General features: G+C 51.5%; 3 protein-coding genes. All 3 read right to left on the minus strand.

Annotated features, from left to right (window positions below):
- The coding region (locus COY37_RS06530; protein ID WP_286976868.1) for an aminotransferase class I/II-fold pyridoxal phosphate-dependent enzyme at nucleotides 1-548 on the minus strand (548 nt) is incomplete at its 3' end.
- A gap of 115 nt (nucleotides 549-663) precedes the next feature.
- Nucleotides 664-1,272, minus strand: a complete 609-nt coding sequence (gene cobC / locus COY37_RS06535; RefSeq protein ID WP_286678786.1) for an alpha-ribazole phosphatase — start codon at nucleotides 1,270-1,272, stop codon at nucleotides 664-666.
- A 112-nt stretch (nucleotides 1,273-1,384) separates the two neighbouring features.
- Nucleotides 1,385-1,949, minus strand: a 565-nt coding sequence (locus COY37_RS06540) for an adenosylcobinamide-GDP ribazoletransferase (RefSeq protein ID WP_286976870.1), incomplete at its 5' end; no start/stop codon positions are given.

Here is a 1,949-nt window from a genome sequence, read left to right on the forward strand (position 1 = left end):
GGCACGCTCTCTATAAAACGCTCAACCTCATCGCGGGTGACGATTGTTCCGGTTGGATTGTTGGGGTTGCAGATAAAGACCATCTTGGTACGCGGTGTGATCGCTTTCGCCATCGCATCGAGGTCGTGTGCGTGATCTTTCAGCGGGACCAGTATCGGTTTAGCGTTCATTAACTTGGTGACCGTTGGATAAACGATAAACGACGGATCCGCCATAACCGCCTCGTCGCCCGGGTCGAGAAGAACGTTTGCAAGCAGACGCAAGAGTTCGTTTGACCCCTGACCGACCATTATACGAGATGCGGGCACTCCAAGCTTATTCGATAAGCCTTCACGCAGGAACGTGCTTCCGCCATCGGGATAGCGGTTTACATCCAAGAGCGATTCTCGCATTGCCTCCAGTACCTTTGGGAACGGAGCGTACGGGCTTTCATTGGATGCAAGCTTTATCGCCTCGGTTATCCCCAGCTCTTTTTCTACCAGCTCAATAGGCCTACCGGGTTCGTATGGCTTTATATCTTCAAGTCCGCGCCGAATGATGTCTTTCATAAAGGGATTTTAACACAGTATTGCTTTAATGCTCAACTTTTCCGCAGCTAAATGCCCTACTTTACTATAATTTGGAGTACGTAGGCCCCTTTAGCAACGCCCCGCTTCACAGGTTTTACCTGTCGTGCGTATAGACTTGCTCGTTGAGAAGCAATACCTTCGGGGTGTAATCGATAACTTCGACCACGCTCAAGCTGCCCGGTGACGGCCAGAACGATTTATAAAACGCCGGGTCGTCCCCATTAAAATGGCCCATGATTACTTTTATGGGGCCGCCGTGCGAGACGATAACGACGTTCCCGTCTTTTTCCTCATCGATTATTTTATAAACCGAGCTGAGCACGCGGTTCTTAAAGTCACGCCAGTGCTCGCCGTCGGGAATAGAAGAGTGTTCCGGGTCGTCAAGCCAGGCGTGAAAATTTTCGTGGTCTTTCGCTTCTATTTCATAGTAGGTGAGACCTTCCCAGGCCCCGAAATCGATCTCACGCAGGCCATCGACCGGTTCGATCTCAAGATTATGGGCAGATGCAATCGCCTCTGCCGTACGCCGCGCCCTCAGCAAATCAGACGAGTAAACCGCTTTGATAGTACTGAGGCGCAGGCGCTGTGACAGGGCTTCGGCCTGGCGAACGCCTTTTTTCGTCAGGTCTACATCTGTTCTACCTATATATTTAAACTGCCTGTTCAGCGAAGTCTCGCCGTGCCGTACAAGATAGAGATTCATTACAACCCCTCATCACCTTTCCTGCCGAGATCAAAGAAGTATATATCCTATATAATATCGTTTTTTCATCGAGATAAGAATCTATAGCCGCTCGCGGTGTAGTGTTGCCGTTCTAAAGCAACGCCATAGCAAATAATACCGCTATTTCAGTCAGCTCTATCAGTGCACCGAGCGTATCGCCGGTCATGCCTTCGATCTTTCTCTTAATCAGGAATACGTAGATAACCAAAAAGGCACCGGCAGTACCAACCGCCAGCAGGGCGGCCGCAGGCCTGGTCCATAACGTTATACCCACAATTGCAAAAGCGATAATCGAGGATAGTACCGGCTCCCAGGGTCTTGCCTGTTCGGCAAAGAGCGAGCCAAGTCCCCCACCGGGTCGGGCGGACGGCTGGGTGCTCGCGGCAATCGCCGCAGCCCAGCGTCCGAGCACGGGAAACGCGATTAACGACCCTGTTGTCAATGCCGCCGGTATCGCCGCTAGTAACGAAAACTTAAGCGCAAAGGTCGCAGCGATAGTAGCGACCCCGAAGCTTCCAACCCTCGAATCCTTCATGATTGCAAGCATATGCTCTTTATCCCGGCCGCCAAGAAGCCCGTCAAACGTATCGGCCAGCGCATCAATGTGTAGCGCGCGCGTCAGTATAATAAGGCTTATTACTACTATAACACTTGCA

This window comes from Candidatus Aquicultor secundus, from assembly GCF_002791875.1.
GTDB lineage: Bacteria > Actinomycetota > Aquicultoria > Aquicultorales > Aquicultoraceae > Aquicultor_A > Aquicultor_A secundus.

Bases quoted from the DNA above. Each gene is read 5' to 3' on its own strand.
- cobC (WP_286678786.1), bottom strand. From the start codon at position 1,272: ATGAATCTCTATCTTGTACGGCACGGCGAGACTTCGCTGAACAGGCAG.